18 protein-coding genes are annotated in these 26,654 nt (G+C 41.4%); 11 read left to right on the top strand and 7 right to left on the bottom strand.

The annotated features are described in order from the left end of the window. Positions 1 to 2: 2 nt before the first annotated feature. Positions 3 to 836 (bottom strand): ABC transporter ATP-binding protein, encoded by an 834-nt coding sequence (locus AC1DO4_RS06945; RefSeq protein WP_477414196.1) that lies wholly within the window; start codon positions 834 to 836, stop codon positions 3 to 5. 387 nt (positions 837 to 1,223) lie between these two features. Continuing rightward, positions 1,224 to 1,706: a VOC family protein gene (locus tag AC1DO4_RS06940; RefSeq protein WP_477414194.1), complete on the bottom strand. Its 483-nt coding sequence runs from the start codon at positions 1,704 to 1,706 to the stop codon at positions 1,224 to 1,226. 311 nt (positions 1,707 to 2,017) lie between these two features. Here AC1DO4_RS06940 and AC1DO4_RS06935 point away from each other — a divergent pair, with 311 nt between their 5' ends. The 5 genes from AC1DO4_RS06935 (at position 2,018) to AC1DO4_RS06915 (ending at position 11,633) form a co-directional block, all read left to right on the top strand. Next, a complete protein-coding gene (locus AC1DO4_RS06935; RefSeq protein ID WP_477414192.1) occupies positions 2,018 to 5,338 on the top strand; it encodes a SusC/RagA family TonB-linked outer membrane protein in 3,321 nt (1,106 codons plus the stop codon). Between the two features lie 32 nt (positions 5,339 to 5,370). Next, on the top strand, positions 5,371 to 7,023 hold the full coding sequence (locus AC1DO4_RS06930) for a SusD/RagB family nutrient-binding outer membrane lipoprotein (RefSeq protein ID WP_477414190.1): 1,653 nt from the start codon (positions 5,371 to 5,373) through the stop codon (positions 7,021 to 7,023). A 71-nt stretch (positions 7,024 to 7,094) separates the two neighbouring features. Beyond that, positions 7,095 to 7,916, top strand: coding sequence for a tyrosine-protein phosphatase (locus tag AC1DO4_RS06925; protein ID WP_477414187.1), 822 nt, complete (start codon positions 7,095 to 7,097; stop codon positions 7,914 to 7,916). Positions 7,917 to 8,086: 170 nt separating this feature from the next. Continuing rightward, positions 8,087 to 9,145, top strand: coding sequence for a proline iminopeptidase-family hydrolase (locus AC1DO4_RS06920; RefSeq protein ID WP_477414185.1), 1,059 nt, complete (start codon positions 8,087 to 8,089; stop codon positions 9,143 to 9,145). A gap of 193 nt (positions 9,146 to 9,338) precedes the next feature. Next, positions 9,339 to 11,633 carry a GH92 family glycosyl hydrolase gene (locus AC1DO4_RS06915; protein WP_477414183.1) on the top strand — a complete coding sequence of 765 codons (2,295 nt, stop codon included), beginning with the start codon at positions 9,339 to 9,341 and terminating at the stop codon, positions 11,631 to 11,633. A gap of 24 nt (positions 11,634 to 11,657) precedes the next feature. Here AC1DO4_RS06915 and AC1DO4_RS06910 read toward each other — a convergent pair whose 3' ends face one another. Continuing rightward, positions 11,658 to 12,686: a LacI family DNA-binding transcriptional regulator gene (locus AC1DO4_RS06910; protein WP_477414181.1), complete on the bottom strand. Its 1,029-nt coding sequence runs from the start codon at positions 12,684 to 12,686 to the stop codon at positions 11,658 to 11,660. Positions 12,687 to 12,855: 169 nt separating this feature from the next. Here AC1DO4_RS06910 and AC1DO4_RS06905 point away from each other — a divergent pair, with 169 nt between their 5' ends. Then, positions 12,856 to 13,737 carry an inositol oxygenase family protein gene (locus AC1DO4_RS06905; RefSeq protein WP_477414179.1) on the top strand — a complete coding sequence of 294 codons (882 nt, stop codon included), beginning with the start codon at positions 12,856 to 12,858 and terminating at the stop codon, positions 13,735 to 13,737. A gap of 297 nt (positions 13,738 to 14,034) precedes the next feature. Continuing rightward, entirely contained in the window at positions 14,035 to 15,726 is a 1,692-nt protein-coding gene (locus tag AC1DO4_RS06900) for a sodium:solute symporter family transporter (protein WP_477414177.1), read from the top strand. A gap of 242 nt (positions 15,727 to 15,968) precedes the next feature. Here the strand turns inward: AC1DO4_RS06900 and AC1DO4_RS06895 are convergent, their stop codons facing one another. The 4 genes from AC1DO4_RS06895 to AC1DO4_RS06880 form a co-directional block, all read right to left on the bottom strand. Continuing rightward, positions 15,969 to 16,877 (bottom strand): RpnC/YadD family protein, encoded by a 909-nt coding sequence (locus AC1DO4_RS06895; RefSeq protein ID WP_477414175.1) that lies wholly within the window; start codon positions 16,875 to 16,877, stop codon positions 15,969 to 15,971. A gap of 144 nt (positions 16,878 to 17,021) precedes the next feature. Beyond that, positions 17,022 to 18,359 (bottom strand): TldD/PmbA family protein, encoded by a 1,338-nt coding sequence (locus tag AC1DO4_RS06890; RefSeq protein WP_477414173.1) that lies wholly within the window; start codon positions 18,357 to 18,359, stop codon positions 17,022 to 17,024. Positions 18,360 to 18,365: 6 nt separating this feature from the next. Continuing rightward, positions 18,366 to 20,000 carry a TldD/PmbA family protein gene (locus AC1DO4_RS06885; RefSeq protein ID WP_477414171.1) on the bottom strand — a complete coding sequence of 545 codons (1,635 nt, stop codon included), beginning with the start codon at positions 19,998 to 20,000 and terminating at the stop codon, positions 18,366 to 18,368. Positions 20,001 to 20,157: 157 nt separating this feature from the next. After that, positions 20,158 to 20,784 carry a DUF4159 domain-containing protein gene (locus AC1DO4_RS06880; RefSeq protein ID WP_477414169.1) on the bottom strand — a complete coding sequence of 209 codons (627 nt, stop codon included), beginning with the start codon at positions 20,782 to 20,784 and terminating at the stop codon, positions 20,158 to 20,160. Positions 20,785 to 20,948: 164 nt separating this feature from the next. Between AC1DO4_RS06880 and AC1DO4_RS06875 the strand changes: the two genes are divergently transcribed. From AC1DO4_RS06875 to AC1DO4_RS06860, 4 genes are all read left to right on the top strand, one after another. After that, on the top strand, positions 20,949 to 21,944 hold the full coding sequence (locus AC1DO4_RS06875) for an AAA family ATPase (RefSeq protein ID WP_477414167.1): 996 nt from the start codon (positions 20,949 to 20,951) through the stop codon (positions 21,942 to 21,944). Between the two features lie 114 nt (positions 21,945 to 22,058). Then, a complete protein-coding gene (locus AC1DO4_RS06870; protein WP_477414165.1) occupies positions 22,059 to 22,937 on the top strand; it encodes a DUF58 domain-containing protein in 879 nt (292 codons plus the stop codon). Between the two features lie 77 nt (positions 22,938 to 23,014). After that, on the top strand, positions 23,015 to 24,535 hold the full coding sequence (locus AC1DO4_RS06865) for a BatA domain-containing protein (protein WP_477414163.1): 1,521 nt from the start codon (positions 23,015 to 23,017) through the stop codon (positions 24,533 to 24,535). Beyond that, entirely contained in the window at positions 24,528 to 26,654 is a 2,127-nt protein-coding gene (locus tag AC1DO4_RS06860; RefSeq protein ID WP_477414161.1) for a hypothetical protein, read from the top strand. Before AC1DO4_RS06865 ends, AC1DO4_RS06860 begins: the two co-directional genes overlap by 8 nt.

Here is a 26,654-nt window from a genome sequence, read left to right as displayed (position 1 = left end):
TCTTAATTAAATTGTGAAAGCACCTGTTGTTTTTCTGTAAGTACGGCGTTAAAAAACATCTCCATATCCAGCCTTGAGTTTTCTTTTTTATGGTTAATGGCTACTACTGCATATCCTTTAAGTGCACCTTCACTGTAAATTGGGGTGGCAACTTCGTCAAGGTTCATAACCTGTTTAAATGCCAGCTTTTCGGTGATGTTTTCAACAGGCTGGTTAAGGATAATTTGCTGGTCTTCCAGTATCATAACATAATCAATCAGGCTATCCAGATCTTTTACCTGGTGGGTGCTGATGATAATGAGCTGATCATCCTTTATAACGCCTGCAATGATCTTTCTAAATTGCTTTTTGGAGGGGATATCCAGGCCGTTGGTGGGCTCATCCATCAACAACACTTTAGCTTGTGTAGCTAAGGCGAAACTGATCATTACTTTCTTTTTTTGCCCGTAACTCATGCTTTGAAGCTTGTTTTCTGTTGGGATGTCAAACTCGGTTAAAAAGCGCTGAAACATTTCGTGGTCAAATGCAGGGTAAAAGGGCGCGTAAATATCCAGGTAGCGTTTGATGGATACGTTTGGCAGGTAAATTTCTTCGGGCAGTAAATAAACCTGCTGTAAAAACTCCGGCGACCGCTGTGCCGGGTTTTGGCCGGCTACATCGCATGAGCCGCTTAGTGGAAATACCAGGCCGCAAATGTTATGCAACAAGCTTGATTTACCCGCGCCGTTGCGCCCAAGCAGGCCGTAAATATGCCCTGGCTTAATGCGCAGGTTAAGGTTGTTAAGTACCATTTGATTTTTTTGGTACCCAAAGTTTAGGTGGTTAATATTAATCATGAGGTTTGTGTTTTAGTGTACTACTATAATAGTACACTACAATTATAGGGTGTATTTTTTTCATTTCCAAATTTTACAGAAGAAATATTTTAGAGTATCAAGTAGTTAAATTTTTAAAGTGGGGTAGATAGAATAAAGAACAAAGATCTTTTTTTGGAGGAACAAAAGGAGTGGGAACAGTTGATAATGACGAGTAGGGAGGACGGCTAACGCAAAGCAAGTCCTATAGGAGCAGTTTTTTTTATAGGTCTATCCGTTAAATTATCGCAATTTAATCAATCGCCCTGATTTTGGCTAAGTGCCGCCTTTTTGTTGCAACAAACAGTTTAAAAAAGTCACCCGATACTGTTCAGGCGACTTAAATTAAAATATGTGGTTGCTGTAAAGTTATTTGTCCTCAGCAGCATCTTTTAAATCCTGGATAATGATCTTATCCATTTTCATCATGGCCTGCATTACCCTGCCCGATGTTTGCGGATCGGTGCTGTATAGTAATTCGCCCAAAGTTTCGGGAACCACCTGCCATGATAAACCAAATTTGTCTTTCAACCAGCCGCATCTTGATTTTTCTCCTCCTTCTGATAGTTTTTCCCAAAAATAATCTACTTCATCCTGGTCTTTACAGTCAACAAACATAGATATGGCCTCGGTGAATTTAAACATGGGGCCACCGTTAAGTGCCATAAACTGCTGGCCGGCCAGTGTGAATGTGCCGGTCATTACTTTTCCCTTTTCTCCAGGGCCGGCATCACCATAACGGGCAATATTGCCAACTTCCGAATCTTTAAATACAGCAGTATAAAAACTTATAGCTTCTTCTGCCTGGTCATCGAACCATAAAAACGGGGTGATCTTTTGCTTGATTTTCATAATGGTTTTAGTTTATTAATTTGTTAAACAAATATACCTGCATTAACCTTTGATATAAACGGTGTGATCATGACATTTTAAGGGGTTAATTACGAAATGAGTATGATTTATAAAATTCAGCAAACCGCTAATATTCAATTAACCAATAAGATACATTTTTCCTAAGGATTACAAATTTAAATACGGTTAACATGCAGTACACATAAGCGCTGTTTAAGCTGTTTATTCATCATTAGTTAATTTTTTGGTATCACTGTAAAAATCATGGCTTAATAAAGCCGGGGTAATTTTGCAGGAAAATTAACTTAGCAATGGAAAAAAAATTACTCAAAATTTCCCGATGGTTACTTATTGTACTTATTTCGGTATTTACTTATAGTAGCTCATACGCCCAAAATTTAACTATCAGGGGTATAGTTTTAGATGATACCAACCAACCTCTGCCCGGGGTAAGCGTAATGCTGAAAGGTTCGGGCCAGGGAACAGCAACCGGCGCCGGTGGCCGGTTTACTATCTCTGCGGCGAAAGGGCAAACCTTAACTTTCAGGACTATTGGTTTTGCAACCCAGGAAGTAGTTATAGGCGATGACGTTAACATATCCGTTTCATTAAAATCTGATACCCGAGCATTATCTGAGGTTGTTGTAACCGCTCTTGGTGTTAAAAAAGAAACACAACGATTAGGGTATTCTACCACCCAGATTAAAGGTAGCGAAATGACAACTGCACGTGATGCAAATCCGCTTAACTCATTAGCAGGTAAGGTTGCAGGTTTAAGCATTGGCGCCAGTGCCGAGTTTTTTGGCGCGCCAACAGTTGTATTACGTGGAAGCAAAGACATATTATATGTAGTTGACGGGGTGCCGGTAAACTCAGATACCTATAACTTTAGTGCAGATGATATTGATAGCTATAACGTATTAAAAGGCCCTAATGCGGCAGCATTATATGGTTTCAGGGGTATTAATGGCGCCATCATTATCACCACTAAAAAAGGTACCAAAGATAAAAAAGGCTGGTCAATAGATTTTAACAGCACTAATGAGATTGAAAAAGGATTTATTGTTCTTCCGCAAGCGCAGGTTGAATATGGCCGTGGCACAAACTATGTATATAATTATGGTAATCAATTATTTGATTACAATCAGCGTTTACCCGAGTGGGGGCCTCGTTTTGAAGGACAACCTATTCAACAATATGATAGCCCATATGATCCTGTAACCAGCGTTCGTACACCAACTCCATGGTTGGCACGTGGTGCAAAAAACTTCGAAAACTTTGTTCAGGCCGGTGTTACAAGCACCAATAACCTGTCATTAGCGGCAAGCGGATCTAATTACGATGTAAGGATGTCATATACACATACTTATGCCGGTGGTTTGTTTCCTAATACCAAATTAAACCTTGACAACTTTAACCTTAGTGCAGCTTATGATGTAACCCCAAAATTAAGGGTTGAAGGCAACGTAAATACAAACATACAGTACTCGCCAAATATACCAGATGTTAGCTATGGCCCCAATAGCTACTCATATATGTTTAAGGTTTATGGCTCTGCAGATTATGACGTTAATGATCTGAAAGATATTTACAAAGGCCCGCAAGGAGTTCAGGATCTGGTTCAATACGCGCAGGAGTACGGGCGTTTAAACAGTCCCTGGTTTATTGCAAAAAAATGGTTGCGCAGTCGTGATAAAACGGATGTATATGGTTCATTAAAAGTAACTTATAAGTTTACTAATGATTTGAACCTGAGCCTGCGAACGCAATTGGATACCTATGATGAGTTAAATACAGAACAGGTTCCCGCTTCAGCCAACCTAAATCAATATACAACATGGTGGTACGCCGGCTGGTATGGTGATTACAGACGGGATCAAAGAAGATCATTAGAAAACAATACCGACCTTAATTTAACCTATAACAAAAACTTTAAAGGCTGGAATATAGGCGGACTATTAGGGGCAAGCGAACGCTCGTTTACTTATCGTTCATTCTGGGGAAGTACAAAAGACTTGTCTATTCCTAATGTGTATAATTTAAACAACTCTATAAATCAAGGATTAAACTATAATTTCGATTCGAAAATGCAGGTTTATAGCGGTTATTATTCGTTTGATGTAGGTTATAAAAATTACATCAACTTAAATACAACCGGCCGCGTTGATAAATTATCTACCTTATCAAAAGGCAATGATACTTATTTCTATCCTTCAGTATCATTAAGCACGGTTGTTTCTGATTATGTTACCTTACCGGAAGCAGTATCATTCTTTAAGCTTCGCGCATCATTTGCCGATGTTAAGGGTGGTTTAACTGCTACAAGCATAGGCTCTGCCTACCAGGCGGTAACGGGCATATCAACAGGAACTTTGCTTGGATACGGAACGGAACTAACCACTCCTTATAACGGGCCAACTTATCAAAACTCAAGCCCGGTTTCACCGTCAACAATTTACAACAGTACACCATCTGTAACACTTTCCAATACCATTGCAAATTCAAGCCTTAAACCATACGATGTAAAATCATATGAAGGCGGTATCGACCTGAAGTTTTTACAGAACAGGTTAGGATTGGATGCAACGGCATTCTACACAACAAATGGTCCTAACATTTTTCAATTACCTGTAGCACCATCAACAACATTTACATCTCAAATCGTAAATGGTGTTACCACAGTTAAAAAAGGTTTTGAAATTCAATTGAATGGCTCGCCTTTAAGAAGCGCCAATGGGCTTAACTGGGATGTTAACGTAAACTACTCAACTTATAAAGAAACGTTGAAGTCAATTTACGGTGATGAACAATTATTACAAAACGGCCATGTTTACAAGGTTGGTGACAGATTAGATGCCATATACGGGACTAAATTTGTTAGAGATGGCCAGGGAAATATAGTAAACAGTGGTGGCTTGCCTTTAGGCGCCGGCGGTGGTGTAAAGCAAAATGGTTTACTTGGCTATGCTAACCCCGATTTTTCATTGGGTATAACCAACCGTTTCAGCTATAAAAATGTTACGTTTAGTTTCCAGTTTGACGGCAGGATAGGCGGCAAAATTTACGATAGAACCTACTATCAGGCAAATAACGGCGGCACATCCCTTGAAACCGCGAGCGGTGCTTTTGGAGTTGCCCGTTTAGCAGATTGGAATTCGGTTAAAGCAACCGGTAAAACAGGGAATGATGGTAAAGGATCATATATTGGTGAAGGCGTAAAGCTTGTTAGCGGAACTCCCAAATTTGCAAATGGACAGATCACCAATATGAGTGAATTAACCTTTGCACCAAATGATGTACCTACAACGGTTCAAAGTTACGTTTCAAGCGGGATAGCCGGTAGTTTCGACGAGTATTACATGATCAACCGTTCATTTGCGAAGTTACGTGAAGTAACATTAGGTTATAATTTCCCCGCAAAATGGCTTAGAGGCTCGTTTATTAAAAAAGCTTCATTCTCATTGGTAGGCCGTAACTTATTATACTTTGCAGCCCGTAAGGATATCGACCTTGACCAATATGCAGCCGGTTACAACGCTTCAGACAGATCATTAATAGGTGGTGCAGGCAGCGTTGATCTTCAAAGCCAGACCGCCCGCCGTTACGGATTCAACATTAATGCAAGTTTCTAATCAATTCACCCGATAAAGAAAAAGATATTTTTATGAAAATAAAATCAATAATTACCACGGCCTTCGTTGTTATCACAGGCCTGGTATCTATCACCGGTTGCCAGAAAGGCGACCTGGTTGATAACCCTAACGTAGCGAATTCAGGATCATTGGTTCCGCTTCCTTTATTATTGAATCACCTTACTGCCACGCTTATTAAACCTACAGAATTGCCTTTTGGTGAAGCCAATAAGTATGATCAGTATGATATTGCCAACTATGCTTACTACCGTGGTACCAATAACTACAGCACAGGTTTTACCAATACTATTGATAGCTACGACATTTTTAAATATGCCCTTGCATTGCAAAAACAATCAGTAGCTCAGCTAAATAGTAAAACAAATGTTTACTATGCTATAGGCCAGTTTTTTAAAGCTTATGCAGGTGTGTGGTTAACGCAAAGGGTAGGTGATATTCCGTTTTCAAGTGTAAACGGCAGTACTACCAATTTAACACCTAAATATGATACACAGCACGATGTTTACAAGCAATGTTTATTGCTGCTTGATAGTGCCAATAATACTATCAATAGTTTATATACATCTCCTAACCCTACCTATAAAATATCTCCAACAGCTTTGTTGAGCACAACCGGTGATATTTTTGGTTTAACAAATCAGCAATGGCAAAAAGTGATCAACTCATACAGGTTAAGGGTTTTAATCAGTTTAAGTAAACGTGCTGCTGATAACCCTGATTTAAGTATTGCAACACAATTTGCAAGTATTATCAATAATCCAGCTCAGTATCCTGTCATGACCGGAAATACCGATAACCTGGTTTATAAATTCAATACGGCAACAAACCCTTACTCATTGTTTTCATTGGGCTTTAACCCATATAATAACTTTGCCAATGTTGGTATAACTTATCTTAATATTACCACGGCAACAAAGGATCCAAGAACATTTGTTGTTGCCAGTCCGGCTCCTCAGCAAATTACTTTGGGCAAATCTCTTGGCGATTTTTCTGCCTATGTAGGTTCTGATCCGAATATAACACAATCCGATCTTTTATCTAAAGCTTCAGCCGGGCCGGATAATACAAACAATGCTTATTCCTTTTCAAATTACAGTCGTTATTATACTGACAAAACAGGTTTAACACAGGAGCCGTTTGTATTTATCGGTTATCCCGAAATGTGCTTTAACATAGCCGAAGCTATAAACAGGGGATGGGTAAGCGGTACAGCTGCAACATGGTATGCCAACGGCATTAATGCTTCGCTTGGTTTATATGGCATTACTAACGGCAAGGTATTAACTATCAATTATCCTGTAAAAGTTGGTTCTAATGCACAGGGAGCTGTTTGGGGCACAGTGGCTGCCGATGTTACTACCTTTTTAGCAAATGTTGCTTACAAAGGTGATAATGTCGACGGTCTTGCACAAATCCTGTCGCAAAAATACGTTGCATTAAATAACAACTCAGGATGGGAAGCTTACTATAATTACCGCAGAACCGGCATCCCGGCTTTTGCGCAAGGTGGCCCAGGTATTGGAACTACAGGTAATTTAATACCACGTAGATTTTTATACCCGCAAAATGAAATCACTTATAATGCATCAAACAACCAGGCTGCAGTTGCATCTCAGTTTGGTGGTACTGATGATGTAACCAAGGATACATGGTTAACCAAATAAATTAACCTAACTAACATATACATAAACAGGGGCTTAGCAATAAGTGCCCTGTTTTTTACATTAAAACGGATATGAAAAAACTACAATTATTGCTGATAGCTGCATGTATTGCTACGGGCGTTAACGCGCAGATTGCCGATAGTGCAAAGCGTAAAGTTGAACTGCAGGGAGCCGTAAATTTCCGAGATCTGGGTGGTTACACAACAACCGATGGACATCATGTAAAGTGGGGCGAAATATATCGCAGCGCAGATATCAGCAAATTAACCGATGCCGACCTGGCTGTGTTAAAGGCCAAAAAAATAACCTATGATGTCGACCTGCGTGGTCATAAAGAATCGGCTCAGGCGCCAGACCGTATCAGCCCGGGGACTAATTATATTTTGGCCCCCGCCGGCAGCAACAATTTAACGGAGTGGATGAAAGGTATCGTCTATCTTAAAGGCAACGGAGGCGATTCATTGATGGTTGATTTTTATAGCAAAACCGATTCTTTAGCTGCCCGCTACAAACCTTTTTTTGCTAAGCTGATGGATTTACCAGCCGGCGAAGGCTTGGTTTTCCATTGTACCGCAGGTAAAGATCGTACCGGGATAGGCGCGGCATTGCTGCTTTACAGCCTGGGCGTACCTTATGATACTATCCTTAAAGATTATGAAGCCACAAACTACTATCGCGCAACCGAAAATAAAAAGACGACCACAGGTATGGTAATGGCTATGCATGTTGATAAAAATGTAGCCAACGATATGATGCTGGCTAAACCCAAATACCTGGATGCAACATTTACGGCAATAAAAAAACAATACGGTTCTGTGGATAACTACCTTAAAACGCAGATAGGCTTAAGTGATACGGATATTAAAAAGCTTAAAAAGAAGTTTTTGGAATAACCTTATGAAGCTAAAAGCAGAAAGCAAAAAGCTTAAAACGTTTCAATAGTTAAATTGAAACCATAATTTAAAACAACAAAAAAGCTGCCTTTTTAATGGCGGCTTTTTCTTTTTTATTGGCCTTTTAAAATTTATCTTTAGTTTTAGATTATAACATAATCGAAACTTTTATGATAAAAAATTATCTTAAAGCCATTACGCTCATAGCTTTTACCTGGCTATGTGCCTGCAAACAACCCGATGCCCCACAGCAAGGTGGCATTAGCTTAAGCAGCTATTTCCATGATACCACAGCCGATGTAAAAAACGGCGGCGTACAGGTGGTTACAATCAATACACCCAAAGGTAAATTTCACATATGGACAAAAAAGATAGGCAATAATCCTAAAATTAAACTGCTGTTGTTAAACGGCGGTCCGGGTGCTACGCACGAGTATTTTGAATGTATGGAAAGCTTTTTACCCGCCGAAGGTATTGAGCTGATTTATTATGACCAACTGGGTTGCGGTAACTCCGATAACCCTAAAGATACAGCTATGTGGAGCCTGCCCCGCTATGTAGAAGAGGTAGAGCAGGTGCGCCAGGCTTTAAAGCTGGATAGCAGCAATTTTTACCTGCTGGGCCATTCATGGGGCGGCATTCTGGCTATGGAGTATGCCCAAAAGTATCAGCAGCATTTAAAAGGGCTCATAATATCAAATATGATGATGAGCATTCCCGATTATGGCAAATATGCCAATGATGTACTGGCCAAACAATTTGATCCTAAAGTTTTAGCACGCATCCGGGCTATTGAAGCTAAGGGCGATTTTAAAAATCCTGAATATATGCAATTGCTGATGCCAAACTTTTATGCCAAACATATCTGCCGCATCCCGCTTGATCAATGGCCCGAGCCCTTGAACCGCTCCTTAGGTAAATTGAACGAATCGCTATATGTAACCATGCAGGGGCCAAGTGAATTTGGCGTAGCCGGTAAATTGTTAAACTGGGATCGTGTGGCCGATTTGCCCAAAATCGCCGTTCCGATGCTGAGTATTGGTGGTCAATACGATACCATGGATCCTAAACATATGGAAATGATAGCCGGCAAAGTTCAAAATGGCAGTTACCTGTACTGTGTAAATGGCAGCCACATGAGTTTATATGATGATCAGCAAACTTATATGAACGGACTGATTAAGTTTATAAAAGGAGTAGATGCAGGGGAAAAGAAAGTTAAGATTTGAGGTTGAGTCATAACCTCCTAAAAATCAAGACAGTGTGGTATGTAATTATGTACCAGGCCGGTTTTTGTGTTTATGTGCAGTTCATGATATAAGTCAATCTCTTTAAAACTTTATTTTAAAATCGGGGTTTATGGAATTAAAAATTAGAGATTTGTTCCTGAAACCTAAATAGGTGTAACCACATTCTATTGATATGATATCTACGTTCTACATGAAATTCCCCCAAAGCATTTATCTGTTAATGTTATTTATGCTGTTTTGTATAACAGTTAACGCGCAAAAAACTACATCAAAAACTCAAAAAGATGAGGTGGATTTTGTAAATCCGTTAATAGGTACCGCTATTACCGGCTTTGCCAAAGGTTTGGATGGCGGCGGCACAATGCCCTGTGTAAACGTACCTTTTGCCATGACTAATTTTGTTGCCCAAACGGGCGAAAGTAAAATGGGCCGCATGTGCTATCAATATGAAGACAAATCGGTAATTGGTTTGCTGGCCACACATCAACCCACCGTTTGGATGGGCGATTATGGCTATGTATCCATTATGCCGCAAACAGGTAGCCTGCGTGTTTTACCCAAAGAACGTAAATTATCATATGATCATAAAGACGAAATTACCAAACCATACTACTATTCGGTAAAGTTAAAGGCCGATGGTAACAAAAAGATCAAAGCCGAAATTGCAGGCGCCAATACCTGTGGAATGTTCCGTTTTACCTTTCCTGCTGCCGAAAAGGCTCACTTAATAATCCAGGGTATTAACCTTAATCCCGAACTTGCCGATTGGGCTAATGATTATAAACCCAGGTTGAAAAAATTAAAGGGCTACGTGTATGTGGATACCATCAATAACGAAATAACCGGCTATAATCCCGACAGGCAATCATCCCAAATCGGGCCCGAGCTTAAAAACTTTAAAGGGTACTTTATTATCAAATTTGATAAACAGATTCGTAAATATGGTACGTGGGATAAAAGTATCATAAAGAAAGGCAGTAAAGAGCAGTATGGAACCCGCATGGGTGCTTTTATTTCTTTTAAAACCATTACCAATACGGTGATAAAAGTTGCCATAGCTACTTCTTTTATCAGTATTGACCAGGCGCGTAATAACCTTAAGAAAGAAATTCCGGATTGGGATTTTGATAAGGTAGTTAAGGATACCCGCGATAACTGGCAGCAGCAACTAAAAGTGGTACAGGTAAATGGTATAACCAACGAACAAAAAACTATTTTTTATACTGCCCTTTACCATACGCTTTTATTCCCAAGGCAGTTTTCTGAATATGGCAGGTATTACAGCGCCTTTGACGATAAAGTTCACCATGGCGTTTCATATAACGATTATTCCCTTTGGGATACCTTTCGTGCTTTGCATCCATTGCTGATATTAACTCAGCCCGAGCGTGTAAACGGGATGGTGAAATCATTATTGCAGATGTACCAGGAAGGCGGCTGGATGCCCATGTGGCCCAACCCAACCTATACTAATATTATGATAGGCACCCATGCCGATGCTGTGGTGGCTGATGCCTATGTAAAAGGTTTCCGTGGCTATAGCACCAAATTAGCTTATGAAGCTTTGCATAAAGATGCTTTTGAAACCCCCGATGGCGATACCCAAAAGAAATGGGGCGATCGCGACCTGTGGACAAGCTTTGAAGCAAGGGGAGGACTTACTTACTACCATAAATTGGGTTTTATCCCGGTTGATAAGGTGAAAGAATCTGTTTCGCGCACTATTGAATATGGCATTGATGATTATTGTGTAGCCCAGCTGGCTAAAGCTTTAGGAAAAACAGATGATTATAAACAATTAATAACCTGGAGCGAAAATTATAAGAATGTGTATAACGCTTCCACCGGTTTTATGGCGCCCCGTAATTCAAACGGACAATGGTCGGCAAAGCCGGACAGCGGCTTTACCGAAGGTACAAAATGGACCTACACCTTTGGCGCCATGCATGATATACCGGGCATGATAACCCTTATGGGCGGCGAAAAACCTTTTGCCGATAAACTTATCCATAACTTTAATGATGGCCATTACAGGGCCGATAATGAGCCGGGGCATCACTATATTTATCTGTTTAATTACTGCGGTATGCCCTGGAAGGCCCAGGAACTGGTAAGGCAGCATACCGGTTGGCAAAATTTCAGGAATGCACCGGCGGGCATTAATGGAAATGACGACTGCGGACAAACATCAGCCTGGTATATTTTTAGTGTGATGGGTTTTTACCCGGTTACTCCGGCATCAGGTATGTATAGCATCGGCGCACCGCAGTTCCCTTATATAGCGTTAAACCTGCAAAACGGCAATAAGCTTGTTATTAAAGCCACAGATCTATCGGCACAAAACAAATACGTAAAAGAAGTTACGTTTGATGGTCAGCCTATCAAAAATCATATGATATCCCATGAGCAGATTAGCCATGGAGGTACGCTGGCGTTTAAAATGACGAATATACCACAGAAAGATTGATTAAGAAACTCTTAAGGATTGGTATTAAAGCGAAGTTGATGCCCTCACTACCAACTGCGATGGCAAAACTATTTCCTTACCCGTTTCAACGTACTTGCCCGATAAATGATCAAACAACAGTTGAGCCGCTTGCTTACCCATATCATAGGCCGGTTGCAGAATAGTGGTAAGCGGCGGGTTCAAAATAGGGGCGGTGATCTGGTTGGTAAAGCAAGCCACTTTAACGTCCCGCGGGATGTTAAGCTTCATTTCATCACAGGCCAGGTATATCGAGGTGGCTAAATGCTCCACTGTTGCAATAACACCATCGGGTTTTACGCGGGTTATGTGATCTTTGATGACTTCAATGTTTTCGTTGTTGTATTTATTGGAGCAGGTAACCACACTTGATTTTTCCGGGTCGATACCACGTTCTGATAATGCTTTTCGATATCCCTCTTCCCGGGCTGATAGGATAGAGGGATATCCTTTTATAGTAACCAGCGAAATATTTTTACACCCGGCATCCAATAAATGGTTTGTGGCTGTGTACGCGCTGTTTAAATCGTCGGTAGTGATTTTTACAGATTTAATATCGTCAAAAACCCTGTCGAAAAACACAATTGGGATGCCGGCTTCCTGTAGGGTTTTAATATGCGCAGTATCCTCTGTGTTGCTGGCAACAGACATTATCACGCCATCAACCCGCCCGCTGGCCAGTTCGCCAAACATATAGGCCTCACGTTCATAACTATCATGGGTAAGGTAAATTAATGTATGGTATTTTTTTACAGCTACAACGCTTTCTATGCCGTTAATAGCCTGGCTAAAAAAGCTATCGGCAATTTCGGGGATAATGATGGCAATGGTGTTGCTGGCTTTTTTACGGAGGCTGCTGGCATACGGATTTGGTACGTAGTGTAGTTTACGGGCTGCCTCAATTACCTTCAATTTGGTTTCGGGGCCAATATCATGGCTATCTCTCAGGGCTTTGGATACCGTAGCGATAGATACGTTTAACACTTTGGCAAGTGCCTTCATATTTACTTTATCACTTTTAAAATCATCGGCCATGGGTGCTAATTTAGATTATTTGAGATGGAAAACAGTGCTAATTTAGTTAAACGTTTAAGCAAATAAATTAACCGTTTTTAATAAATGTGATGTTTTAAATAAAGAAATTTGGATAACACAGTCGCAAGGGATTGTTTACCAATTGCATTTCCTTTTAAATTACAACATTATGAGCAAGCTAAGCGAAACACCAAACCAGGGCCCTTTAAGTTCAATTGATGAATGGGAAGATGATATTTTAGATCGTTATCCCGATGCTGATTCTATTGCCGCCGGGCGCGATACAGAAGCTTATCGCAATTACGAAGCCAATTTAAAAGATACCGTAAGGGAGTTTTACCGCTTACAGCATATCAATCAAACCTATGATTTTGTGCTACAAAAAAAGGAGCAGTACCTAAAGTTTGACAAAAAAGAAATGTCGGTTTGGGATGCCTTTGATTTTCTGAATCAACTGGTTGATGACTCCGATCCCGATACCGATCTTGACCAGTTACAGCACCTGCTGCAAACATCAGAAGCCATCCGTGCCGATGGACGGCCAGACTGGATGGTACTAACCGGTTTATTCCATGATCTTGGAAAAGTATTGTGCCTGTTTGGGGAACCACAATGGGCTGTAGTGGGCGATAGTTATCCCGTAGGCTGCGCTTTTTCTGATAAGATCATATTCTCAGAATATTTTAAGGATAACAAGGATCACCATGATCCGCGATATAATACTAAATACGGTATTTATGAGCCCAATTGTGGTTTAGATAATGTGCACATGACCTGGGGCCACGATGAATATATTTACCACATGATGAAGCCTTATCTGCCCGAGCAAGCTTTGTATATGCTGCGTTATCATTCCTTTTACCCGCAACACCGGGAGAACGCGTATAGTCACCTGATGACCGCGCATGACCACCAGTTGTTTAAGGCAGTGAACCAGTTTAATCCATATGATCTGTACAGTAAAAGCCCAGTACCTCCAAACTGGACCGAACTGCGCCCTTACTACGAAGACCTGGTGGCCAAATACCTGCCATCAACGTTAAAGTTTTAAGTAGCTGAAGCAAATAGCCCCTCTAAATCTCCCCCCGCCGGTTGGCGGGGAGACTTTTTGACCTTCGTTTTTTTTTAATCTCTCCCTTCCGGGGAGAGTTGGATGGGACTCTCTGCTTCGTGCTTTGCAACGACGGTCTGTTTATTTTTACATATGGATGTTTCAGGTGTTTCGTTGAAACATATAGAGCTGTATTGCTGACATTTAATGCGATGCAAAACATTGCCAATCCGTTTTATTTTATAGATTTGAAAAATCAACCAGGCCTAACCTAAATCCCGGTTGCAAACAACAAACATGCTGAATCACATTTCCATAGGCGATCTTATCGTATTCTTTGTATATTTTATATTGGTATCGGTTTACGGGTACCTGGTTTACCGCAGCAAAAAAAACGAAACCAATTCCAGTTCGCACAGCTTTTTCCTGGCCGAGGGTACCCTTACCTGGTGGGCCATTGGTGCATCTATCATCGCATCCAACATCTCTGCCGAGCAATTTATAGGGATGAGCGGCGACGGTTTTTTTGCCGGGATAGCTGTAGCTGTTTACGAATGGGTAGGGGCCGCCGCGCTTATTATTGTAGCGGTGTTTTTTATGCCGGTGTATCTCAAAAATAAAATATACACTATGCCGCAATTTCTTAAAGACAGGTATAACAGCGGTGTGGCTTTGGTAATGTCGATATTCTGGTTATTCTTATACGTTTTTGTTAACCTTACGGCCATTTTGTACTTAGGTGCCCTGGCTATTAATAGCTTGCTGGGCGGGCAGTACCTGCACGAGATTATGATCGGCTTAGCCATATTTGGTGTCGTTATTGCCCTGGGAGGGATGCAGGTGGTAGGTTATACCGATGTTGTACAGGTTGCTGTGCTCATCATCGGCGGGCTTGCCATTACTTACCTTTCGCTTACTATTGTGAGCGATAAATTTGGTTTCGGGCAAAACGCGCTTACCGGCTTAAAACTAATCCTGAAAGATTCTCCCGATCATTTTCACCTCATCTTTAAAAAACCTGCACATGGTTCATCAATAGAAACTGTAAGTAAATATTTGATCCTGCCAGGCTTTGCTATGTATGCCGGCGGGCAATGGATCAGCAACCTTAATTACTGGGGATGTAACCAATATATCACGCAGCGTGCGCTGGGTGCAAATCTGCATACTGCACGTACAGGTATCCTGTTTGCCAGTTTGCTAAAGATACTGATGCCGGTTATTGTGATGCTGCCGGGTATAGTTGCCTTTGTTTTATACAAGCACGGCCATCTACCAATGCTGATCAATGGTAGCAAGGATGGCGCTTATTCGGCTATACTATCCTTTTTACCTTCGGGACTGAAGGGTTTGTCGTTGGCGGTATTAACGGCGGCCATAGTAGCATCTATAGCCGGTAAGGTAAATAGTATTGCCACCATTTTTACGCTCGATGTTTACAAAAACTACATGAGCACCAAAGCCACCGAGCGTAATATGGTTTGGGTAGGCCGGCTTGCCATAGTTGTGAGTTTGGTTGTAGCCGTAGCCTTTACCTGGAATGATATGCTGGGTATCAGCGGTGAAGGGGGCTATACTTTTGTTCAAAAATATTCCAGCTTTGTAAGTCCCGGGGTTTTAGCTACATTCCTGTTAGGCATGTTCTGGAAACGTACAACAGGGGAGGCCGCCATCGTCGGCATATTAACGGGCTTTGCAGCATCGATATTTTTTAACCAGTTTGCCGTTAAAATTTTCGGGCCCGAGACCTGGCTTTACACGGCATTTCAAAATGCATCCGGGCAATTCGAAATACCTTTTTTCATATCACTTAGCTGGTCGTTCCTTACCACATTCATCGTGATGGTTGCAACAAGCTTAGCCGGGCCAATAGTGAGTGCAAAAGCTATCCAGGTTGATAAAAGTATGTTTAAACTGAAGGCATCATCGGTAGTACTTATCGCAGTGATCCTGTTATTCTTATCAGCAATTTACGTAAGGTTTTGGTAGGATAAATTTACTGGGTTGTGAATTGGTGCGAAAGTTTATGGTAAAGGTGTTACGGCGCCAAATTACGACTGGAATTAACACCCTTCGGCTTATAATAAAAGTACTGCAGGTTTAAGCCGTGTTCTAATATTTTGGCTTCGGGAACTTCGGGTATTTAGAAGTTAAATGAAATATGTACATGCATTATTACGACTAATAAATTCTCATTGGGGAAGATAGTAGTAGTTTAATGTTTAAGCTGCTTAAAGTTTTTCTATTTCCTCAGCCGAAAGCCGGGTGAATTTTTCGATCTGAGCAACAGGCAAACCATTTTTTTTCATTTCGCGGGCAATATCTTTTTTGACTTTTTTCTCACCTTTTTTCTCGCCTTTCTTCTCACCTTTTTTTTCAGCTCTGTCTAATAAAAGTTCTTCGATACCCATGGTGGTGCTCCTTTCTGTTAAAATTTCTACCTGTTGTTCAAATTTAGTGTTTATCTCCTGATTTTCAAAGCGTATATAATACCTTAAAAAATTCATCAGCACCCTTATTTTTTCCTTCGCTATCTTCTTGGCCAACAATAACCTGGTGAGGTTAAGTTTTAAGTTCAATAGCAACACATCACGTTCCATACTGCTTTTTACCTCTTTACCGGTAAGCGCGGCCTTTGCTGTAAGCACAACCAACGCAAACGGGTTGTCGCTTGCTTGAAGCGCTTCATCGCTTTGGCTGGTTATTTTGTAGGTATTAAACGTATAACGCAAACTGGTACCCATAAAGTCTATCGCAAAATGGTCCGGCCGTTCTTTTGCACTGGCTTCGGTAAATATGGCGTAAGCTACTATGGGTTTTTGATATTTATCCAGTATCCTGTAAAAATAGGTGTACATGCGACTGGCAAAATCTTTTTGATATTGGGCCTGCACTTCCACATGTACCAAAATCCATTCCTCTTTGCCTGTTTTGGTAAATACTTTAACCAGCTTATCGATAACTCTTGGCGAATATTCATCATTTTCGGGCGGGAAGACCTGCTCTAATTCTTTATCCAGGAATTCAAAACCCCGGTCAAGGTCAAATACGGTATCGGCTTCGGGATTTACAAACCGCAAAAAATCGTCAAAAACATCTTCAAGTATCCCTTTCCAAAGAATGTCGTCTTTTCTTCTCATTAAACGTTAATAGAAAATTATGTTTGATTAAAAAGCTCAAATTGATTAAAGCTATTGTGCTTTATATAAAAGATGGCAAAGTAAATTAAACAACAAAAGCCCGAACTTTAAAATCCGGGCTTTTGTTGTTTATTAAGAAATTATTTAAACCGCATCGGATAGCGAAGTAAAAGTAAAATCACGGATCCGCATTGGTGGTATCATTGCGTTTTGGGTGGATTCCCCGCTTACTGTACGCTCCGGTTTTCCCAATGCATCCAGGTTATTCAGCATAATAACCGGGCTTTCGTTAAACCTCAGGTTTTTTATCGCGAATTTGATCTGGCCGTTTTCAATATAAAAAGTACCATCACGGGTAAGGCCGGTATACAGCAACGTTTGCGGGTCAACCGGGCGGATATACCATAACCGGGTTACCAATATTCCTTTTTCGGTCCCTTTAATTAATTCTTCCAGCGTAGCGCTACCGCCATCCATAATGATGCTATCAGGCGACGGGGTTGCTTTTACGCCCTGTTTTTGAGCCCAGTAACGAGAGTAATTCAGATTTTTAACAACACCTTTCTCTATCCAGGTGATCTTCTCCTGCGGCCTCCCATCGCCGGTCCAGCTGCTGGTAGGTAGATCGGGGTGAGATGGATCTGAATAGATATTCACTCTTTCATCAACCATTTTTTCGCCAAGCTTTGTTTTGCCACCAGGTTTGCTTAAAAAGCTTCGGCCTTCATCGGCACTGCGGGCGTCCAGGCCACCATATAATTGCTCAAGCAACACTATGCCTGCAGCCGGCTCCAGTATAACGGTATATTTACCCGGTTCAATAGCCTTGGCACCTTTTGAACCTGCAGCTTTTTGAGCTGCTATTTTGGTGGATGCCAGCGTATCAAGTTTACTTACATCATTATACCCTTTGGTTGAATAGCCAGATCCGGTACCGTCCTCAGAACGCAGTGTTACCGAGAAATTGATATCAGTTGATGTATTGTAAGCAAAAAGCCCGTGCGAATTCATCATAGAATTAAAGCCTGCACTGTTCTGTAAAAAACCGGCAGCTATCAATTTATTGTCTTTGGCTATTTTTAGGCTCGCATCAACCATATCGGTACGCTGAGCCGGGGTAACGGCAGCTGTTTCGGGCACAAAGGTTTTTGAACGTGGCGCATAAGTTTGCGGCCCTAAAAAGGATACAAACTCGGGGTTTTCAGGTGCCAGCTGTGCCAGTTCTTCTGACAGGCGTACAGCTTTTTCAACCGAGGCATCATCATATTCATTAGTGGTAACCACCCCCAGTTTTTTACCAAATGCCGATGAGATAACCATACTGGTTTGACTAAGGGCACCGCTGGTAGAAACGGTATTGCGGGCATATCTGATATTGCCGGAGTCTGATCCGCCAAAATTAATTTCACATTCATTGGCTTTAGAGTAGCTGAGCGCTTTTTTTAATATTGCGCGGCATTCATCTTCACTTAATATGGCCATAGTATTTTAAATTTTTCTTGCTGTGTTAATAACGTTAACCCCTTTGAACAGGGCAGTTGATGAACCATGAGATACGGCGCTGGCCTGCATAGGCTGACCCTTACCATCAAAGAAAGATCCGCCTAAACGGTAATCCTTCTGATCGCAAACCGCCGCGCATGAATTCCAGAACTCCTGCGTGTTTGATTGATAGGCTACATCATTCAACATCCCTGCTATTTTACCGTTCTTAATCTCGAAATAAAGCTGGCCGCTAAACTGGAAGTTGTAGCGCTGTTGATCGATGGAGAAAGAGCTGTCGCCAATAATGTAAATACCTTTTTCTACATTTTTGATCATATCATTTAAACCCATTGGGGTTTTACCCGGCTGCAAAGAGATATTGGGCATACGCTGAAACTGTACATCCTGCCAGCTTTGGGAGTAGCAGCATCCCTGCGATTCTTTTAAACCGATAATATGCGCCTGGTCGCGAATGGCCTGGTAGTTTACAAGGGTGCCATCTTTGATCACATCCCATTTTTTGGCCTCAACACCTTCATCATCATAACCAACAGCTCCCAGTGAGCCGGGTTGTGTTTTATCGGCAACAATATTTACATTTTTACTGCCGAAATTGAACTTGCCCGATTGCCATTTATCTAAAGTAAGAAAACTTGTACCTGCAAAGTTGGCCTCGTAACCTAAAACGCGGTCGAGCTCGGTAGGGTGACCAACAGATTCGTGGATAGTTAACCATAAGTGGCTTGGGTCAAGCACCAAATCATACTTCCCGGCCTCAACCGATTTTGCTTTCAATTTCTGCTCTGCCTGGGTAGCAGCCGCCCGTGCATCCTCAATCATATCATAGCGATCACGGTATAAGGTGGTTACACCTTTTATCTTATCGCTCTCGCGTGGGATCAAATACTCATACCCCATACCGCGCGGTGCGCTTAACGCCTGGCGGGTTTCAAACTTGCCGGTTTTTGAATCTATTTTGGTAACCGCGAAAGTTGGCCAGATCCTGTGGATGTCCTGATCGATGTAGGAACCATCTGTAGAGGCAAAGTATTTTTGCTCATTAACCAAAAATAGGATGGAGTTTACGTAATTGGCGCCGCCTTTCATGGCTGCGTCATTTACAGAAAGCAGCAGGTCGGTTTTCTCCTTCATGGGCACCTCAAAAGCATTGCGTTCTATTGGCGTTTTCCAACTTACTTCTCCCTGGCCTTTTTGGGCTATCAATTGCACCGGGTCCGTTTGGATGCGGGCATTCTCCTTAGCTATAGCTACAGCAAGCTCGGTAGCTTTGGCTATGCTGTCATTATCCAGCTTGTCTGTAGCGGCAAAGCCCCAGCAACCGTTGGCAATAACGCGAATCCCCATTCCGTATGATTGGGTATCAACTATATTTTCTACTTTGTTTTCGCGGGTAACTACAAACTGGTTAAGGTACCGGCCTATGCGTACATCGGTATAAGTTGCACCCTTAGATCGGGCCGCATTTAATGCCACATCAGCCATTCGTTTTTTCAATGCCACGTCTACCGGGCTCAGATCCTGTCCGGGTAAAACGGGCGAACCGAAAACGGGGATCCTGCTAAGCATGGATGCACTAATGCCCATTCCGGTGAGGTATAGGAAATCTTTTCTTTTCAAGGTCAGTCAGTATTAAGTCCTAAATATAATGAGTCAAGTTTGAATTTTATGCAGGATAAAAAATATAATTTATTTATTACATCTGCGGCTCAAAATAATAAGTGGGTAATTATCGGCCAATTTTCCTTACAACATTAGTTTTAGCAGGTTATAAGTATCAATAATTCAGCGCATACATAATAATATTCACCCCGAATTTGGTATTATCTTCTGCCAGGAAGCGTTTGTTCCTGAAATCATAATCCCATTCGCAGCCATAATCTTTACTGCTGTATAAAACGGCTATACGACTATTAATTTCAATAGCTTTAAGATAATCGTGCACAAGGTCATCGCCCCAGCCGTTAAGCTCAAAGCTTGTTGTAGGCGGACCTTTGTCAAAAGAGAAGAAGGAGTGATATATTTTATGGTTATTGGGGATCTTTTTCAACGCTGCGGGGCCGAAGAGGGCGGCCATTTGCGCCTCGAATGATTTGGCAAACAGCCCGTCAATATCATGGTTGCAATCATCAACAAATATGAAACCGCCGTTCTCTGCATATTTTTTAAAGTTGGCCCTTTCCTTTGTATCAAACTGCACCAGTTTATGGCCGCTTAAATAGCAAAACGGGTATTGAAATATATCATCGCTGCTTAGTGGGATTACTTTTTCCTGCTGTTCGATGGGGACGGTAGTATACTCCAGCAAAGAGTTAAGCAGGTTTGATGGCATGCGCTGATCGGTATCCCAATCGCCGGAATGGTAACTTAACCTGGTAAACGTAAATTTTCCGCTGAATGCCATTTTGTTTAAAAAGCTTAAAAGTAGTACAATATTTTATGCTGAAATCACTTTTGTTTGCTTAGCTTGTAAAGTTTTAGATACTTTATTTAATTTTTAATAAAAAATAATGGTAATTACTCAAAAGGGTAATATATTGTGACAGTACTTTAAATACGTATTAAAAGTTGGAACTGACCGAAAATAATATAAAAGCTCTGCTTGCCAGGTTACCGCAGTTAAAAAGCGAGATACAAAAGGTAATTGTAGGGCAGGATGCCATATTGGATGAGCTGCTGGTTGCTTTTTTAGCCGGGGGGCATTGTTTATTGGAGGGTGTACCTGGCCTGGCCAAAACGCTCATTGTAAAAACCATGTCGCAGGCGCTGCACCTGGCGTTCAGGCGGATCCAGTTTACCCCCGATCTGATGCCAACGGACATCATAGGTACCGAAATATTGGAAGAAGACCATGCTACCGGCAAACGCTTCTTTAAATTTAATAAAGGACCGCTGTTTGCCAATATTATACTGGCCGATGAAATTAACCGTACCCCACCCAAAACGCAGGCTGCTTTGTTAGAAGCCATGCAGGAGTTTGAAGTAACCTATGGCGGGCAAACTTACCCCTTAGATAAACCATTTTTTATTCTTGCAACTCAAAATCCTATTGAGCAGGCGGGCACTTACCCCTTGCCGGAAGCCCAGTTAGACCGTTTTTTATTGCTGATAAAAATTGGCTACCCAACCGAGCAGGAAGAATTTGAAGTGTTGAATAGAACAACGGGTATAAAAAAGGCTGATGTTAAAGCTGTAATTACTGCCGAAGAAATTATACAGGCCCAGGCTTTGGTAAGGCAGGTAACCATAAGCGAAGACCTGGTAAAATATGTAAGCCAGCTGATCCGCGCTACGCGCCCCGATACTACAACGGTAAACTATATAAAAGAATGGGTGCGCTGGGGCGCAGGCCCAAGGGCAGGGCAGGCACTGATATTAACGGCAAAGGCACGGGCATTGTTAAAAGGCAGGTATTCGGTTTTGATGGAAGATATTCACGCCATGGCCCCGGCGGTTTTAAGGCACCGTATCCTGATGAATTTTAAAGCCGAAGCCGAGAATATAACATCAGATAAAGTTACGGCGGAGCTGATAAGGGTGGTGGAAAGAACGAACCCCCTCTAAATCTCCCCCTGAAGGGGGAGACTTCAAAAGAAATTTTTAAAGCCCTCTCCTTTGGAGAGGGTTGGGTGAGGCTAATAAATCCGAAATCGAACATCCGATATCCGAAATCAAAAAATGCAGCTTGATCCTAAAGTATTAATGACCATTAAGGATTTGCCATTACTGGCGAAAACGGTTATTGATGGCTTTATGAATGGTTTTAATAAAAGCAAAGTGAAAGGGCCCGGACTGGAATTTAGCCAGTACCGCAGTTATCAGCCCGGAGATGATCTGCGTTGGCTGGACTGGCGTATGTTTGCCCGGAGCGACAGGTATTATATCCGCGAATCAGAAATTGAAACCAGTATTTCGGTAAGGTTCCTGGTAGATGCCAGTGCATCCATGAATCATGATGACAATGGCATCAAAAAAATAGACTATGCACGTTTCCTGGCTGCGTCATTGGCCTGGTTGTCGAATTTACAGGGTGATTCAGTTGGTTTATATGTCTTCCAGGATGGTGGATTGTTTTCATTAGCTTCCAAACCAGATCCGCAGCATTTGCAGCGCCTGTTTTATCATTTACAACAGGTGAAGCCAGCCGGTACTTYTACACAAGCTATTCACTATAAGCAACTATTCGCCGGAGATGGTCGTAAGGAATTGCTGGTGTTTATTACTGATATGTATCAGCGGGATGGCGAGATCAGTAAATTGTTAGATTCATTATCAGCCCTTAAACATGAGGTAGTAGTTTTTCACCTGATGGGCCAAAACGAACTTGATTTTAATTTTGGAGGATTTGCTACACTGGAAGATTTGGAAACCGGGGAAACTATCGAAATAAATGCACAGCAGGAAGTTGAGTATAAAGAAAAGCTAAAGGCACATTTAGAGGGTATCAGGATGCAATTATTAGGTAAGCATGTTTATTACCGGATGCTCAGTACCGCGCAGCCATTGGACGAAGCCCTGCGCGATTTTTTAACACAACGAAATAAAAGCAAATTTTAAATTATGACCTTATAGCGATGGGTTTTAAACCCATCGCTATAAGGTCATAAAGCTATAAAGTATTACTCATTTTATAAATGCAGTTTTTAAATCCCATATGGTTGTTTGCTATTGCCGCGATAAGTATCCCGGTAGTGATACACCTGTGGAATATAAGGCCGGGAAAAACTTTAAAGGTTGGGAGTATCGCCCTGGTAACCGCGGCAGCGCAAAAGAGCAGCCGGAGTTTTAAGCTGAATGATGTGTTGCTATTTATTTTGCGATGCCTGTTTTTGGTGGTCCTGGCGTTTTTGTTAGCGGCTCCTTTTTGGCAACGCTACCAGGCCTTAACCAAAGCCAAAGGGTGGGTACTCATTCCCAGGGAAAATATGAAAGAAACCTATACAAAGTTCAATATTTCTTTAGATTCTTTATATAAAATTGGTTTTGAATTCCATTTTTTTAATACAAACTTCGATAAATTTGAACTAAATAATGCGCTGAACCATAGTTTGTTAGATAGTAAACCCGGTGGGGAAAGTTACTGGAATCTGGTGGCGAAATTAGACAAAAAGCTGCCTGCAACTATTCCGGTTTATTTGTTCACCCCAAACCAGGCAAAACACTTTACCGGCAGCAGACCGTCTGTATCACTCAACCTCCATTGGCAAATTTATATACCTGCCGATTCGTTGGATACCTGGATTCAAAGTGCCTGGTTCACCAATAATAATTCCGTCAAAGTTGTTGAGGGAAACACCAGGCCATCAGGTACTTATTTTACAAGCTATATTATCCAATCAGAAGGTGATCCAAAATCTCCGTTTACTTTGGATGTTAATCATGGCAATCCGGTTATCAGCCTGAAAAGCGCACCGAAAAAATTTACGCCAATTGATACAACTACCTTACGGATAGCTATTTATAATGACAAATACAGTAAAGATGCATCATATTTAAATGCTGCCTTACAGGCGGTTGCCAATTTTACCCAACGTAAAATTGTTATTAAGCAATATAGTGCCCCTGGGCAGATACCTGCAAAACAGGCTTGGATTTTTTGGTTGTCCGGTAAACCTATCGATGCAAATACCCTGAAGAAATCGGCGTATGTATTAAATTATCAACAAGGTAAAATAAGTACCGAATCCTCGTCTATTAAAACCATGAGCAGTTTTGCTTTAGCAGAGCATGATGAGGCCCCGGCAATTTATAAGCTGGTTAAAAATGAAACGCTAAGCGGTCAATCAATTTGGGTTGATGGTTATGGCAACCCAATTTTAACACTGGAACAAAGTCAAAAAACAATCCAATACCACCTTTATTCCCGCTTCAATCCCGCCTGGAATGACTTAGTTTGGAGTGATAGTTTTCCGAAGCTATTATTAAATTTAATTTTATATAATGCTGATAATGAATTGGTAAATGAGCATAATCTGGCAAAAATAGATCATCGGCAAATTATGCCGGATATAATTTCGTCGGCAAAAAGCGTAGATAATAACAAGGTAACTGTGCACACAGACTTGTCACACTATTTCTGGCTGGTACTGGTTGCCGTATTCTTTGTTGAAAGGTGGTTGGTCCATAAAAATAAGCTGGTATTAAAGAATGATTAACCAAACAGGCATAAATAAAATAAACACGATGCGCAGGTGGTATATTGGTTATCAGCTACTTGCCGATGTGCTTTTTGCTGCCGCAATATCGCTAATCGTATTTGTTTTACTAAGTTATACTTTGCGGGTACAAATTCTTTGGATAATGCCTATATTTGTAGTAAGCCTGTTGGTTTTACTATTTATCCATAAATCATGGACAACCAAAACCACTTCCATAGCCAACTTTCTTGATCAACAATATCCCGAACTTGAAGAAAGCTGCGGACTGGTTTTGAAATCGCCTGGCGAATTGAACATGCTGGAAACCTTACAGTTACAAAAGGTTGAAATTCGATTAAAAGATATTCCCCAATGGCACAATTCGTTTTTTAAACGGATCAAACTTGCTTCATTGTTAATGATTTTCGCTTTGGGGATAGCTTGGTTAATAAACAAATCAGCCAAATCAAACAGCATCATAACCGAAAAAGGTTCTTCATCAGAAATAGCTGCTACGCCCGAAAATGTATTACCGCAAATATCTGCAGTTGAAGTGGTGATTAAACCGCCGGAATATACTGGTAAACCCAACCGAAGCCAGGATAAATTCACTTTAAATGTGGAAGACGGTGCGGCCGTAAACTGGAGAATAGCAACTAATATCGCTGTAAAGCAGGTAGCGCTTTTGTTTAATAATAAAGAGGCTATCGCATTAAAAAGTTTAAACGCCGATAAAACCCGGTGGCAAACCCAAAGGCAAATTAATAAACCCGGTTTTTACCAGGTTAATGTGGATGGGAAGCTTTCCGATCTGTACCAGGTGCAGGTAATAGCAGATCAGCCGCCGGTCATCCGGATAAAGTCACCTAAGCAATATACCTACATAGATGCAGGTGAGGCGCAAAAAGTAAACATAGATGCGTCGATAAATGACGATTATGGTGTGAGCAATGCCCTTATTTTCGCTACCGTAGCCAAGGGCAGCGGAGAGGCCGTTAAGTTTAAAGAGTATAAGCTTGATTTTTCAACTTCTTTCAGTGCGCATCAACCCCAATACAACCTCCAAAAACTGGTTAGTCTGCCGGCTTTAAATATGGAACCGGGCGATGAGCTTTACTTTTACATACAGGCAACAGATACACGCAGGCAGCAAAGCGGAACCGATGTGTACACTGTATCTATACAGGATACTGCTCAATTGTTAAGTATGGATGGTATGCTTAGCGGTGTAAATCAAAAGCCCGAATTTTTCAGGAGTGAGCGGCAGATCATTCTCGACACAGAAAAACTATTGAAAGACAAGGATAGTATTACTACCGAAAAGTTTAACAATAGAAGTAATGATCTTGGGGTAGATCAAAAGCTATTACGCCTGCGTTATGGAAAGTTCCTGGGTGAAGAATCTGAATCAGATATCAATCCTGCTGATGAGAAGAACGATCCTGTTGGCGATATTAACAACTACGGGAATGCAGCTGTTATATTAGATAAGTATACCGATAAGCACGATAATGCCGAGGATGCCCAGTTTTTTGATCCCGAATTAAAAAAACAACTAAAAGCAACCTTAACCGAAATGTGGAAAGCCGAACTGCAACTACGGCTGTATAAACCACAGGATGCGCTACCATTTGAGTACAAGGCTTTACGCTTACTAAAGGATTTACAGCAAAAATCAAGAATGTATGTAGCCAAAACTTCCTACAATCCCCCGCCACTAAAATTAGAGAAGCGGCTAAGTGGCGATCTGTCGAAAATTGACCAACCGCTATATAAGCAGAATGTTAAACCGGGAACAGATCAGTTTGGAAACCTGAAACAAGCTGTGGCAATATTGGAGCAGCTAAAAGTTAAACAGCAAATTAGCAGCATCGATGAGCATATATTGGCCATGGCTAACCAGCAACTGAGCTTAAGAGCATCGGCACAGCCCGGCATTTATTTATCAGCCTTAAATGCTATGCGCCGGATTTTATCCAAACAGGCAAATGTTAAATTGTTTGATATAGCTTTGGTTGAAAGAGCGATTCAAAAAACCTTGTTACCGGTTCAGAAAACGCCGGTTTCAACACAAGGCACTGTAGATATGGGTTTATCGCAGCAGTATTATAAAAACCTTAACCGCTTAAACCGCTAA

This window comes from Mucilaginibacter sp. P5_A6, from assembly GCF_056400585.1.
Note: the sequence above shows the minus strand (reverse complement) of the source record. Positions and strands in the feature narration are given on the sequence as shown.